Consider the following 12,985-nt stretch of genomic DNA (forward strand, 5'->3'; position numbering starts at 1 on the left):
GGCACTCTTTCCTTGAGTTACGGCTTGCGCAGCCGGCGCGGCGACCGTCGCCGCCGGTTGCGGCGACGAAGACGCTGCGGAGCTGTCCGGAGCCTGAGACGAGCCGCAAGCGCTCAGCGAGCCGAGCAGGGCAGTCAATAGGAGCTTGCGGGGGCTCATGACGGGCTGTGTCCTTTCAATCAGGCCGCGGAGATCCGCAGCGTGGTTCCTTCGAGGGCCTTCTTCCCGGCCCCGGCCGATGTCGGCCTAACTGCATGAGTCAATGGCGCATTTGAACGGCTTTGGCGGCGCGGGGCAAGTGCAGCGGGCTCCGGGCGTTCTCTTACCAAGTTTCATCGCCAACCGTCCGCGCAGAGGGCTTAGCCACTGAGCGTGAGGGAAGAGCGGTTGTTAAGTGGTGTCGGGTTTCACATCCATCGACATTGCTTGAGTCCCGCCGCCAAGTGGTCATCCATGGCTTAGCCCTCGGCATCCTCCGCGCGGTCTATCATTCGGCACGCAGTTGGATGTCTTCGCCGGTTCCAGTCACGCTGACCCGGCTGCCCGAGGTGAGCCCCTCGATATCCTCGCGCCGCTGCGTCGTGGATAGGACTTTCCCCGTGTCCAGCTTCAACTTGACCATGTAGTGGGCTGAAGGGCCCTGATCGCCGATCTTTGCAGCGGTGTTTTCGCCGACTTGAGGCGCAACGCTTCCTACGGCGGCGCCTGCCGTCCCGCCTTTGAGGGCGAGTGCCGACCCGGCGACCTGACCCAGGAAACCACCGATCTTCCGCTTGGTCTTCGTGGTTGCGGTCTCGTCATCCCCGCGGTTATCGATGGGCGTCAAGGTAACGATGGTGCCGTGACGGACTGTTTGCGCATGGGCTGCCGGAATCAGCGCCAGAGGCATCGCCATCGCAAATAGCCAAGCCATCTTCCTGGAATGCATGAATCCTCCTTCTTTGCCGTCGAGTAAGCGATTGGTCGCCTGAACTATCAGCTGTTCTTTGGTTTGCCCCAGCTCTTGAGATAGGGGCGGCACTTCACACCGCTGTATTCATAGCGGGCAATGATGCCTTCTGCATTCGCATAGAACGTAATGAAGCAGTGGTCCTGCCTCGGCACGTTTACGACTTCCTCGTGATAGTTCTGCTGGATGACGCCTGGAGCGACCATCTGCTGGCCATCGTAAACATCGTGGCTATACGAATACGCATCGATGCCGAAGTAGAACGAATAGGCGGTTTCGTTCGAGCTCTCCAGCTCGTAGGTCCGGTAGCCCTTGTCGATGGGCCATTGCGTCAGCAGCTCGCTGGCGTCGTGCCCAAGCCAGCTTTCGGCAATCTGGGTGGCGACTTTGTCTCCACCGTCGCCTGCATGTGCGGGGAGCGAGAGACCAGACGCGGCTATGAGTGATATCAGCAACACCCTGAGGGCCACACTAAAACTCCTTGGGTTTAAGTGTGTTGTCAGGGCGAGACCGCACAATCCCGGCAAGGGGCCTTGAAGATTGGCGGAGGCTTTTTTACGGAAATCCATATCCTTGATCTTGTCCTGGCCTCGGCGCTATCCCTTACCTTTGCCCTGGTCGCCCACCTTCGGCGGTGAGCTGCGCAGTCGTTAGCTTAAGACGGCGCTACATGAGTAGCAGGTGGTCTATAAGGTGACATTCTTTGGTTGGCCCAATCATGCCTGAAAGATGCATCGCAAGCGTGGCGCCACCGCACGCCTATGGAAATTTAGTACTTGTCGGTAAAGGCGGCGCTTCAATTGATACGCGCGAGCAGGGACTTATCTGCAGCAAGCATGTAGCAGCGAGCAAATGCCCAGGCAATCACTGGATACGTCCCGCATAACTACATTCTTTGTAGGCGATTTTGCATGCCGTAATGACGCTATTGCAGCCTTCCATCGCGTCAGCCTCCGCCTTCTGGGCTGTGGGCGCAGTGGACGTCACAGTATCCAGCTACTTCACTCTTGCGGCGTTGCTGCATGCGCTGTAGGCGATCTTGCAGCCAGTGGTAATGTCGTTGCAGCCACGCATCGCATCAGTTTCGGCCTCCTTGGCCGTCGGAGCGCTTGCTGTGGTGAACCTGTTGGCACCCCAGCCTATGGCAACGCATTGGTTGTGGTACGCAAGCTGAAGCTTGCAATTGGGACTTCCGAACTTTGCGCAATCGTGCATAGCTGCATCGATGGCTTCCTGTTTACTTACGCGATCAACCACCAAACCGGCTTGTCCGGTTTGTTCATCCACTACCACTGCACCCCAACGGTCTGCCCATACCGGTTGGGTAGCCGCAGGTTGCTGAACTCCCCCTTGGTAATAGGGGGAGTTCGGCTGGTCGGGAGGAATGCAGCCAGGATTGCCGGCGGAGGGGACGCCTGGAGCGCATTGAGCCCATGCGGTGGCCTGGAACGTCATCGCTAGGAGCAGGAGCAACTTTGCTTGGATGCGCATTGGAGCCATTCTTGTCGTTCCTATTTCCGCTTCTCGATCTGGTCGGATTGCGCCACGAAACTATTCTGTTGGCCAAGCAGCGCTGAGTTGTTACTCAGCCCGATATTAGAAGGGGTCTGGCCACTGTCTCGTGAACTATGGCTGGGGTTGGAAGGAGGCGGTAAATAGCCCGGAGTTCCGGGCGGTTGCGAATTTCCTTGGCGCGCCCCAATAGACCCAAACGCCGAATACGCCGAGAACTGCGCCAACGTCCCTTGGAAGAACGACGCGGCAATCGGCGGAGCCATTACGATCAGGGTCGAGAGCACCAGACCCATGCCGCCCTGCTGCAGGGCCATGCTGTTGATGCCGTCGGTGGAGGCGGCGCCGGTGAGGGCCATGGAGGCGTAGTACTTGGCGACGAAGGCGGCGGTGACGGCACTGACCATGCGCATCGCCAGGCCGATCATCACGGTGAGCACCCCCAATGAGAACAATGTGCCGATGCCGTATAACAGCCACTTGCTGAATAGCGACTTGGTCTGTGGGAATAGCAGCGAGAGGATGAAGAACGGCCCGAAACCGACGAACAAGGCGATGGCGATCTTGTTGAGCAATAGCATGGCGCCCGCGATGACGCCGGGGCCGGCGATGCCGACACCCGTGAACCACATGGCGCGTTCCTTGGCCTCGTCGGCGGTCTTGTCGCCGCCGGTATCCAGTGCGTCGATGGTGGACATGGCGACCTGCATGGCGGCCAGATTATCGTCGATCGACTGGAAGGGACTCTGGCCGCTGCCGGTCACATAGCTGGAGATGGAGTCCGATACGCCATCGGTAAGCGTCCAGAAGACGCCGGAAGAGCCGGCGGCCATGCTCGTGGCAACGCCGATGATCAGCGCGCCGCGCAGCGAATCGCCCACCAGCGCCATCATCGGTTCACGCGATTGGCCGGTGACGATGCGGTAGCCCTGGATCATGATCCAGATCGTCATGAGGAGCAGCGCCACGCTGCCAACCAGCATGGTGGAGCGCTGCAGCAGTTCCCATTGAAAAATGTCGATTTCGTCGCGGAGGAAGTTGTTGATCTCCGCGAAGAAGACGAACTGGGAAGCGCCGCCGACGGGGTCGGCGGCGCCGACTGCAGCAGAACCAAGCCAATGGCCGATCATGTCATACCTTCCTTAGCAAAAAAGAGACGAAGCGCTGCTCGAGTACGGGTCCGTGTTCATCAGTAGCCGTTGCTGTCGCCGACGTGCAGGCGCTGCATGTCGCCCGGCTTGGGCGTCTTGACCGCGATGAGCGCGCCCTTCAGCACGACGCCGGTCGTCAGTGCGGTCAGCGCCTGGGCCACGTTCGGATCGAGGCCGCCGAAAAGCCCGCTGGTTTTGTCAGGCGGATTGCCGGTCTGGGCCGCCTGGGCCATCCGGGTCTGCTGTTCGCGCAGATACTTCAGGCGGGTCTCGTAGGCATACATCACGGATTGAAGCTGCTGCTGGTCGATGGCCAGCTGGGTATTGAGGGCGAGCAACTTGTTCGTGTTGTCCTCGAGCTTGCCCATATCGGTGCTGGCGATGTTCTGGCGTTCCGTCTCGATCTCGCGCAGCTGCTGATCACGCTTCTTGGCGTAGTCGAACATCGTGTACATGTAGGCCATCTGCGCGTTCGTCGTCCGGATGATCTCCTGGCACAGGCTCTGTTGCGACTGAGGACGCGTCTGGCACTGCGAGATGTCCTGATCGATGGTCGGCTTCACCAGCGCCTGGTCCGGGTCGGGGACGATTTCCTTCAGCGCCTTGTACGAACCGAGCGTCTGTATCTGCCCCAGCTTGCTGTTGACGTCGCCGAGCTTGCTGTTGATGTCCTTGAGCTTGTCGTTGGCGTCTTTATCCACGACGCTCCAATCCGCATGGGCGAGCGGGGCGGCCAGCCCTAGCACCAGTGCGAACGCACCCAGGCGACCCAGGCGGCGCCAGGCAGTGGCAGGCTTGAGCGAGCGTTGGTTGGTCTTCATGGCGATCTCCTTGTTCCCTAAGTTGATGTTCACAGGGCGGCCGGACGGCTGCTGCGCGGAGCGGCGGCGGACGAGGACGAGTGAGTCCGGCCTTTGCCGCTGCCCTTGCGATTGTCATAGAAGGTCTGCAGCCATTGTTCGGGTCGCAGGTCGTCGACCGATACCCCTTCGGCGGCTGCGCGTTGGCGCATGACCTCATGCATGATCTCGATGTTGTCGGTCGAAGCCGAGATCACGGCCAGCGAGTCGTCCATGCCTCGCAGGTTCAATTGGCAGACGGATGAGGCATGACCCTGCTTCACCAGGAAGCAGCGCGAGCGTTCGTCCAGGCTGACCACCACCTGGTATTCCGCCTCGGTCAGCTTGAGGCCCTCGATGTAGTCCTCGCGGCTGGCATTCGGGTTGGGCAGGAGAATCATGGTGGCCGTCTGCTCGATCAGCGCGGAGGCGATGTCGCTGGCGAGCGCGTCTTCCGGGCTCTGCGTGGCGAAGATGCCCAGGCCGTTCTGCTTACGGATGGTCTTCTGCTTGTTCTTGGCGAACTCCTTGAGCCCACCCTTGCCGTCCAGGATCTTCCAGAACTCGTCCATCACGTAGATCAGCGGACGGCCGTCGATCAGGGCCTCGAGACGGTGCAAGAGGTAGTTGATGACGGGAGCGCGTACTTCCTGGTTGTCGATGATATCGGTGTAGTCGAAGCCGATGATGCTGGCGCGACTCAGGTCGATGGTGTCCACCGGATTGTCGAACACCCAGCCCAGCGAATTGCCCGCCGTCCATTTGCGCATGCGCACGAACAGGCCGTCGTCGCCCATGTTGGGCAGGCTCTTCTGGAAGTTGGTCATGTTGCGCAGGTGCATGGGGGTATCGAGCATGCTTTCGACGGCGCGGAAGATGTCCTCTTCCTCGCGCGAGCTGTAGACGCTCTTGCCGGCCAGCACCTTCACCAGTTCGGCCAGGAACTGCACGTTGGCTTCGTTGTTCTCGCACTGGAACGGGTTGAAGCCCGTCGGCTGGCCGTTCTCCAGCGCAAGATAGTTGCCTCCGCAGGCGCGCACGAAGATTTCCGCGCCGCGGTCCTTGTCGAAGAAGAAGATCGTCGGCGTGGGCTTCAGCTTCTGCACCTGGCTGAGCAGGAAGTTGATCAGCGCCGTCTTACCCGTACCGGATTTGCCGATCACCATGGTGTTGGCGATGGCCTTCTCGCCGAGGGAGTTCTCGGCCGGGTGGGTGGCGTGGAAGTTGAAGTAGTAAGGCTGGCCGTTGGTGGTCTGCAGCGTGGTGACGCAGTCGCCCCAGGGGTTGTTGTCCTTCTTGCCGCTGGCGAAGTTGTGCAGGGGCGAGAGGCCGAGGAAGTTCAGCGAGCTGACGTTGGCCAGCCGCGTGCGGTACTTCCAGTTTCCCGGGAACTGCGAATAGAACGAGGCGGCGACGGCCAGGTCTTCCTTGGCCGAGACGAAGCCGGCATTGGACAGCTCCGCACGCGTGGCGGCCAGCTGCTGCGAGAGCGCTTCCTGGCTGGGCGCGTAGATGGTCATGATGAAGTGATACTCGCCCAGCACGAAGTTGCCGGACGCCAGCTGGTCCATGGCCTGGTCGAGTTCGATGATCTGGCTGACGGCCTTGTCGCCGGAGGAGATCATCATGCCCTTGGTGCGGTCCAGCGCCTTGAGCGCGTCCTGACGCCCCATCGGGCTGAAGGAGTGGGTGATGACGTACTCGAAATCGAGGTACTTCAGGCCATTGAGGATGCCCGGATAGGTGCCGTCCGGGTATTCCTTGATGTTGAGGATGGCGCCGAAGTGATTGACGCCGGTCGGCGTGGTGAGCACGAAGTCGCCGGTCTTGTTGGAGAAGCGCTGGCGGCTCACCGGCAGGTAGTTGTAGACCGGCGCCTGCAGCACCGGCACCGGTTCGTCGATGCGGTTGAGCAGATAGCCGTAGAACTCCAGTGCCTCGGAGAAGACCACGCCGTTGCTGGCCTCATACATGCCCAGCCGGTTGGGGGCATAGTCCTTGAGCACGGCCTCGACATTGCCGGCGAGTTCGAGGATGGTGCCGATCGCCTGGCGTTGCTGGGCTTCCAGCTGCACGATGTCGTTGGATTTCTCCGCGAAACGCTTGCCGTGCACGACCGGACGGTAAATCATCGTCAGATAGAGCTCGTTCTGCATGAGCTTCTGGCTGGACAAGGCGTTGTAGTACTCATCGGACAGCGTCTGGTTGAATAGCTGGCCGAACTTGCTGTGGTCCTTCAGCCGCCGGCGACGGCGGATGTCGTGCACCCAGAACGCCACGTTGACGAAATCGGGCGCGCGCAGCGTCTGCAGCAGGCGGTTGAACGTGTTGTGGCGGTGCTCGATGTCCCATTCCTCGCGGCCCACGAAGGGCAGCCCGCCAAGGCGCCACACCATCATGAAATCGCCGCCCGTGGTTTTCAGCACGGTCGGAGAGACGTGGGTGGATAGCGTGAGGAATTCGCTGATCGGGGTGTCTGGCGAGAACATGGTCTTAAGTACCGTCCGGTATGAAGGACACCCTGGCTTGCGCCAGGGTGGTCCGTTCACTTGCTTGATTTGCTCTGTTCGCGGTAGCTGTTGGGCGTGAACACCCACATGCCTTCGTGCTGCTGCAGATTGCGCATCCTCAGCCGGACCTGCAGGCGCAGGCCCAGCAGCCGGAAGATCATTTCGTCGCGCCGGGCCATCTGGCGCATGATCATGATCACCGGCGGGATGGTGAGCAGATAGAGCATGTTGGTATACATCGCCAGCAGCAGACCCGAGCCCGCGCCGATGAAGAACGGCACATAGGGCACGCCCATGAACATGGGCGGGCGGGTGCAGCCGCGGAACAATGCGTTCTTATGCATAGTGCTGCAGGAAATTCACAACGATGCTGGTGGTCGCCTGGCAGGTCTGACCGGTATCGCCGATGACCATCTGGGCCACCTGGCCCGCCGCGCCGATCAGCACGCCGCCGATCATGATCGGGGCCACGTCACCGATGCGCTTGTGGGCGAAGGCGATCTGGTAGCCGGAGAAGATCACTGCGACGGTCACCACGGCGATGGACGCCATGTTGAGGATGTTGTGGATGTTGTCGAAGAAACCGCAGACCTTCTGCCCGGTAGCGGTGAAGTCCGTGCCGGTCGGCAGGGCGAGCGCAATGCTCGGCAGGAACATCACGGCCATGATCACGCAGGCCATGATCATTCCGTTGAGCATGTTCTTGGTGTTGGTCGCGGCGTTGGGGTCGTACAGTTTCGGTTCCATGTCAGTTTTCCTTGTCGGTGGTTCAAGAACGATGCGGCCAGTGGCGCCGCGTCAGTGGCAGCTACCCGGTGTGCAGCGGGTATGACTACGGTTGCCCCGGATCGCTCCGGGACGGTTCGGCCCGAGGGCCATCGCCGCAGGCCAGGCGAACCTGCGAGACGAAAGGAGGAACACCGCAACCGCGCGCACATGATGCGAGCAGGGGGTGTCATGGACTGCGATCAGCCGCTCAGAAGACGAAGGCATCGTCGTGCCCTCCCTGGCGCAGGTCCGCGCGGTCGTAACCCGGACGAACGGCGCCGGCGGCGGCCTGCGCAGATCCGGCCATCGCATTGGCATTCGAGGTCATGCCCGCGGGCGCGGCGTCCGCCGGCGGATCGTTGGGCCCATGCACTTGCGGCACGAAGATCTCGGGGTTGCCGTTCGCGGGCATGGCCATGGCTTGGGCTGCATTGCCGCCCATCATGGGCTGCGTCATGGCTACGCCAGGCTGTTGTGCCGCAGGCGGCGTGACTTGCTGGCCCTGCAGCGCGGCGATGTCCTGCGGTGATGGCATGGAGGCGGCCATGCCCTGCGCGTTGTTGCCGCCGCCGGCCATGGCGGCGACCACGGGCGTCACCAGCGCGCTGGCCACCGTGTCCAGCGCCACGCTGCGGAGAGCGACGCGGTAGGCGCCGTCGTTCGAGACCGTGGCCGGCAGCGATCTGGTGCCGCGACCCGAAGCCAGGGCATTGGCGCTCAGCAGGGGAATGGGGGCCACGTTGGCATTTCCTGCGACCCGGATACTGCGGTTGATCGAGTCGTAGATCTTCTGCACGTAGCCGTCGCGGTATCCGGTCACGAAGTTGCCGGAGTAGTAGCAGCTGAAGGCCTTACCCCAATCGTTGCCGGAGCTGGCATAGCAATCGGAAAGGATGCGCGAGCCGACGGCGAGGTTGCTGCAGAGGTCGAAAGCTTTTTCGTAGGAGTCCAGGCCGAACTTGCCGAGGTTGGCCCGATTGACCTGCGCGAGGCCGACCGAGAAGTTGTAGCCCTTCTCCTCGAGCATGCGCACGGTGGCCAGCGCTTCGCCGAGATTCTGCGGCTGCCTCGCCAGCTGGCCGCCCACCACGCCGATGGCGAACGGGTTGTGGCTGGATTCGACGTTGACCACGTGCTGCATCACCTCCGCCGGGACGGCGAGGTTGGGGCAACCCATCATCATCTCGAGGCCGGGCAGCATGGGCGTCTCCTCAGGCCGCTTGCGCGGCGAGGCCGCGGGCGGGGTTGAAGTCGATGCCGGTGATGTAGCGCCGGCCCGCGTGCGCCTTGATGTGCACCACGATGTCGATGGTGAGCATCAGCAGGCGCTTGATGGTCGAAAACTCCAGGCCCGAGCCTTCCGTCGAGGCTTTCACCATCAGGGCCAGCTGGTCCCAGGTCTGTTCGGTGCTGCCGGCGTGGCAGCTGGTGATCGAGCCGGGGTGGCCCGAAGCGCAGTTGCGGATGAAGTAGAACGATTCGTCGCCGCGCAGCTCGGCCAGGATGATGCGGTCCGGCTTCATGCGCAGGCACGCTTCCATGCAGCTCTTGGCGGTGACGTTGCTGGTGCTCTGTCCGCCTTTCGAATAGAGCAGATGCACCACATTGGGCTGGTCGAGGAACAGCTCGCGCGCGTCCTCGATGGTCACCAGCCGCTCTTCATGCGGAATGTGGTGCACCAGTGACTTCATGAAGGTGGTCTTGCCGCTGCCGGTGGCGCCGGCGACGACGATGTTCTTCTTGTTCAGTACGGCCTGGCGGAAGAAGTCCGCATAGCGGCGTTCGGCGCGCAGCGCGAGCAGCTCGCGGTCGACGTCGCTGATGCCCCGCGTGTCCTCCAGGATCTGGTCGAAGAAGCCATCTTCCTGGTACTGGGCCAGCGTCTTCGTGTGCTTGGAGGGCAAGCGGATAGTGATGGAGATCTTGCCCGCGTCGCAGGCCGGCGGGATGACGAACTGGGCGCGCTGGCCCGTGGGAAAGGTCAGCGACACCACGGGGTCCACGTCCGTGATGCGCTGGCCGGTATTGCTTTCATTGACGACCGCCGTGCAGAACTGGCGCGCGCGATCGAAGGTCAGCGTCGGCACTTCCACCCGACGCCAGCCTCCACGGCTTTCCAGGTACAGCTCGCCCGGTTGGTTGATGCAGATCTCGGTGACCTCCGGCGAGGCCATGTATTCCCGGATACCCAGCACTTCGTACTGGTAATCCAGGAATTCGTTCGAGACCTGGGCAATGGCTGAGTCGTCCATGTCCTGCTTTCTTCGTCGATTAAAAACGAGCCACGACGCCGCTGAAATCCACGTCCTTGGCGACGTAGATGCTCACGACGGTGCCCTGGTTGATGGTGACCGTGGCCGGACGGTTCGCCGCGCGCTGCACCGCCTGGTTGGCCAGGTTCTGCAACGTCTGCGCGGTGTTGCTCTCGAACGGTGTCTGCGTGACCACGCCATTGCTGATGGTGGTCTGGCGCGGACCGTGTTCGGCCGCCTCGTACTTGAAGGCATCGCTGAGCAGGCTGATCAGCAGCGCGGCGCCGATGCGGCTGGGCCAGTGGGCGTTGTAATAGCCCGGATGGCCTGCGCCGCCGAGGTTGTCCACGCCTGGGCTGGACATGTTCACGTCGATGCCATTGGGCGTGACGATGCGATCCCAAATGACGGCCACGCGGTCGCCCGTCGGCATGCCCGCGTAAGAGCCGAGCACCTTCGAGCCCTTCGGCAGCAGCAGGCGCTTGCCGTTGAACGAATACACCGGCTCAGTCACCACGCAGGACGTGAAACCCTGGATATCGGTGACGATGCGCGTCTGCAGCACGCAGCGGATGAAAGTGCCGCGCAGCAGCAGCGTGTCCGGGTTGTTCAGCGGCTGGGCGTTGGATGCGTCGGTGAGCGGCGGCTCCGAGCCATAGGGGCGCGGCGGCTGCGGCTGCTGGTTCTGCATGGCCGCGAACGGATTGAACATGCCCTGCGCGCCGGCCGGCTGGGCCTGCGGACCGGCGGCCACGCCCTGGGCGGCGGCATCGCCGGTCATCATCCGGCGCTCGACCAGCGTCGGGCCGCGGGGGCCTTCCGCCAGGCCGCTGCGGGAAGCCGGCGGCGGCATCGGCGGCAGCGGCGGTGCGTTCTGCATCACCGGGATCGGATCGGGCAGCTTGGCCTGCTGCGGTATCGGCGGCGGCGCCTTGGGCGCATCCGGGATGCTGACCGTTTCCTCGCGGGCCTTCGGCGGCGCCTCGTTGCGACTGGACGCACCCTTGAGCATCCACATGGCGGCAACCAGGACCAGCGCGATGATGCCTGCCAGGAAACCCAGCGCGCGGCGATTCATGCGCTTGATGTCGCTGGACTGCAGCTGCGGCGCGCTGGCGTCCAGGTCCGGCGCCGGGGCCTGGCGCTGCTGCGCGGAGTAGGGGTTACTGGCGAGCGGATCGGCGCCGCCCTGCGTTTCGTGTGGCGGATTGTTCGGGCGCTCGGCGCCGTCACCAGGCTGATAGGGGTTGTTCGTGCTCACTTTTTGGCGTTCCTTCGCAGGCCCACGACGTTGTCGCCATGGCGGATGACCAGGTACTTGTAGGTTCCGTGGACGATGATGGTGTTGCCTTCGACGGTGGTGTTCACCGTCGCGTCCTCGCCATGTTCGCGCTCGCGCATGAAGACCGCCGGGAAGTTGCCCGTCGGGAACTGCTTCATGTCGCTCATCTTGATGTAGGTGAACTGGCCGTCGTCATACACATTGACGGGGATCAGCCACGGCGCGGCCTTGCTGCGCGTGGCGAAATCGTAGTCGAAGTTGTAGGCGCGGCCCTTGACCAGCGTGGTGTTGAGTTCGGGCGTTTCGCTCGCCTTCTCCGCTTCCTTCGAGAAGCTGGCGTCGGCCGGGTAGGTGAACATGATCTTGTACTGCACGCCCGCCCGCTTGGCCTGATCCAGAGCCTTCCAGTCGGTGGCGACGACCTTCAGCTCGAGGATGTACGAGTGGGTCGCCGTGCGGATCATCATGTTGGTGTCCACGTCGACGTTCTTGGGCTTCAGGTAGAACACGTTCTCGCGGCGGGTAAGGTCCCAGCCATTGCTGAAGCCGGTGCTGTAATCGAGGATCTTCTCGTTCGGGCTCAGCTCGATCTGCGTGGTGATGCCCAGGCCCGTGCGTACCTGATAAATGCGGTCAGGCTGGTATTCGTACTGCTGCACGACCTGCGCGCCGGCGGGCCGCGCGGTGGCGGCTGCCGCCACGCACGCGATGCAGACCAGCGCTAGTTTCTTCGTTGGGTTCATCGACGGCCCACTCCATTGGCGGTATTTCGGGGCGCCGGCGTGGCCGGTGCCGTAGTCCTGGGTTCTTCGCGCTCGGGGATCATGGCCGGACGCGGCGAGACGGTAACGGTTTGCTGTGCTTCGGGTGCGGCTGGCGCGCCTGCGGTGGGCGCTTCGGGCGTGGGGGCGCCCGGCACGGTCCCCTCGGGAGAATCACCGAAGTTCGGCTGGGCCGCCGCCGGCGCGTCCGCGGGCTCTTCCTGTTCCGCCGGCGGAGCCGTGGCGTAATCGTTGTCCACGCGATAGCTGGTCACCTGGAAGCCGAGCGGATTCTCGATGCGGTCCTGCTCGTCCATCTTCAGGTTCGGCTTGTAGGTGAACTCGATGGTGGCCAGCTTGCTGTCCAGCGGACGAGTCGCGCCGGTCTGCTTCTCGTAGATGCTGCGCTGGAAGCGGACGGTGGCACCGGTCGGCTGCTGATTCGGACCGGCGCCCGTCAGCACGATGCTGAGGATCTTCACGCGGATCGCGCGTTCCTTGCCGTAGGTCTTGTACGGGCTGGTCGGATTCGCGCCGGAATGCAACTGGCGATATGCGGCCGCCACCTGCGGGGACGACATCACCCAGACGGTCGGCCAGTCGCGGCCGAAAAGGGCAACATCATAGGCTTCGCGGGCCAGCACGAAGTGCGCGACGTTGCTCCGGTTGATCGCCTCGCTGGTGGAGATGCGCCGGTTGACGAAATCGTCAGTGAGCCTGGCCATCGAGGCGGTGCCGGTGTAGGCGTCGGCCATCACCACGTACGGCACCTTCTCTTTCAGCGGCAGCATGTAGAAGTAGCCGCCCGCGAGGATCAGCGACATCACCAGGGCGACGAACGCCACCATCCATGCGCGGCGCTCGCTCTTGCGTGCGAGGTCCGATACGGCGATTTCGAAATTGACGGACTTGCTGACCGCCTCGTCGATCTTCTTGCTCGAGGTTCGCTTCAGCATGTTCG

12 protein-coding genes are annotated in these 12,985 nt (G+C 62.7%); all 12 read right to left on the reverse strand.

What is annotated here, in order from left to right; all coding sequences use genetic code 11:
- Window positions 1-487 precede the first annotated feature (487 nt).
- A complete protein-coding gene (locus RKE25_RS04940; RefSeq protein WP_311841148.1) occupies window positions 488-928 on the reverse strand; it encodes a hypothetical protein in 441 nt (146 codons plus the stop codon).
- Window positions 929-975: 47 nt separating this feature from the next.
- Window positions 976-1,518 (reverse strand): hypothetical protein, encoded by a 543-nt coding sequence (locus RKE25_RS04945; RefSeq protein WP_311841149.1) that lies wholly within the window; start codon window positions 1,516-1,518, stop codon window positions 976-978.
- Between the two features lie 942 nt (window positions 1,519-2,460).
- Window positions 2,461-3,591, reverse strand: a complete 1,131-nt coding sequence (locus RKE25_RS04950; protein ID WP_311841150.1) for a type IV secretion system protein — start codon at window positions 3,589-3,591, stop codon at window positions 2,461-2,463.
- A 59-nt stretch (window positions 3,592-3,650) separates the two neighbouring features.
- Complete coding sequence (locus tag RKE25_RS04955) at window positions 3,651-4,433, reverse strand: hypothetical protein (RefSeq protein WP_311841151.1); 783 nt, start codon at window positions 4,431-4,433, stop codon at window positions 3,651-3,653.
- Between the two features lie 29 nt (window positions 4,434-4,462).
- On the reverse strand, window positions 4,463-6,940 hold the full coding sequence (locus tag RKE25_RS04960; RefSeq protein ID WP_311841152.1) for a VirB4 family type IV secretion/conjugal transfer ATPase: 2,478 nt from the start codon (window positions 6,938-6,940) through the stop codon (window positions 4,463-4,465).
- A gap of 56 nt (window positions 6,941-6,996) precedes the next feature.
- On the reverse strand, window positions 6,997-7,305 hold the full coding sequence (locus tag RKE25_RS04965) for a VirB3 family type IV secretion system protein (RefSeq protein WP_311841153.1): 309 nt from the start codon (window positions 7,303-7,305) through the stop codon (window positions 6,997-6,999).
- Complete coding sequence (locus RKE25_RS04970; protein ID WP_311841154.1) at window positions 7,298-7,708, reverse strand: TrbC/VirB2 family protein; 411 nt, start codon at window positions 7,706-7,708, stop codon at window positions 7,298-7,300. Before RKE25_RS04970 ends, RKE25_RS04965 begins: the two co-directional genes overlap by 8 nt.
- Before the next feature lie 229 nt (window positions 7,709-7,937).
- Window positions 7,938-8,930, reverse strand: coding sequence for a transglycosylase SLT domain-containing protein (locus RKE25_RS04975; RefSeq protein ID WP_311841155.1), 993 nt, complete (start codon window positions 8,928-8,930; stop codon window positions 7,938-7,940).
- A gap of 10 nt (window positions 8,931-8,940) precedes the next feature.
- On the reverse strand, window positions 8,941-9,981 hold the full coding sequence (virB11, locus tag RKE25_RS04980; protein ID WP_311841156.1) for a P-type DNA transfer ATPase VirB11: 1,041 nt from the start codon (window positions 9,979-9,981) through the stop codon (window positions 8,941-8,943).
- Window positions 9,982-10,000: 19 nt separating this feature from the next.
- Window positions 10,001-11,242, reverse strand: a complete 1,242-nt coding sequence (locus RKE25_RS04985; RefSeq protein WP_311841157.1) for a TrbI/VirB10 family protein — start codon at window positions 11,240-11,242, stop codon at window positions 10,001-10,003.
- Window positions 11,239-12,006, reverse strand: a complete 768-nt coding sequence (locus tag RKE25_RS04990; RefSeq protein ID WP_311841158.1) for a TrbG/VirB9 family P-type conjugative transfer protein — start codon at window positions 12,004-12,006, stop codon at window positions 11,239-11,241. Before RKE25_RS04990 ends, RKE25_RS04985 begins: the two co-directional genes overlap by 4 nt.
- Window positions 12,003-12,980, reverse strand: a complete 978-nt coding sequence (locus RKE25_RS04995; RefSeq protein WP_311841159.1) for a type IV secretion system protein — start codon at window positions 12,978-12,980, stop codon at window positions 12,003-12,005. The genes RKE25_RS04990 and RKE25_RS04995 overlap by 4 nt, the downstream gene beginning before the upstream one ends.
- Window positions 12,981-12,985 lie beyond the last annotated feature (5 nt).

This window comes from Dyella sp. BiH032 (assembly GCF_031954525.1).
Lineage (GTDB): Bacteria > Pseudomonadota > Gammaproteobacteria > Xanthomonadales > Rhodanobacteraceae > Dyella_D.

Excerpts from the sequence above, each read along its gene's own strand:
- RKE25_RS04940 (WP_311841148.1), bottom strand. The coding sequence starts at position 928 with ATGCATTCCAGGAAGATGGCTTGGCTATTTGCGATGGCGATGCCTCTG.
- RKE25_RS04945 (WP_311841149.1), bottom strand. The coding sequence starts at position 1,518 with ATGGATTTCCGTAAAAAAGCCTCCGCCAATCTTCAAGGCCCCTTGCCG.
- RKE25_RS04950 (WP_311841150.1), bottom strand. The coding sequence starts at position 3,591 with ATGATCGGCCATTGGCTTGGTTCTGCTGCAGTCGGCGCCGCCGACCCC.
- RKE25_RS04955 (WP_311841151.1), bottom strand. The coding sequence starts at position 4,433 with ATGAAGACCAACCAACGCTCGCTCAAGCCTGCCACTGCCTGGCGCCGC.
- RKE25_RS04960 (WP_311841152.1), bottom strand. The coding sequence starts at position 6,940 with ATGTTCTCGCCAGACACCCCGATCAGCGAATTCCTCACGCTATCCACC.
- RKE25_RS04965 (WP_311841153.1), bottom strand. The coding sequence starts at position 7,305 with ATGCATAAGAACGCATTGTTCCGCGGCTGCACCCGCCCGCCCATGTTC.
- RKE25_RS04970 (WP_311841154.1), bottom strand. The coding sequence starts at position 7,708 with ATGGAACCGAAACTGTACGACCCCAACGCCGCGACCAACACCAAGAAC.
- RKE25_RS04975 (WP_311841155.1), bottom strand. The coding sequence starts at position 8,930 with ATGCTGCCCGGCCTCGAGATGATGATGGGTTGCCCCAACCTCGCCGTC.
- virB11 (WP_311841156.1), bottom strand. The coding sequence starts at position 9,981 with ATGGACGACTCAGCCATTGCCCAGGTCTCGAACGAATTCCTGGATTAC.
- RKE25_RS04990 (WP_311841158.1), bottom strand. The coding sequence starts at position 12,006 with ATGAACCCAACGAAGAAACTAGCGCTGGTCTGCATCGCGTGCGTGGCG.
- RKE25_RS04995 (WP_311841159.1), bottom strand. The coding sequence starts at position 12,980 with ATGCTGAAGCGAACCTCGAGCAAGAAGATCGACGAGGCGGTCAGCAAG.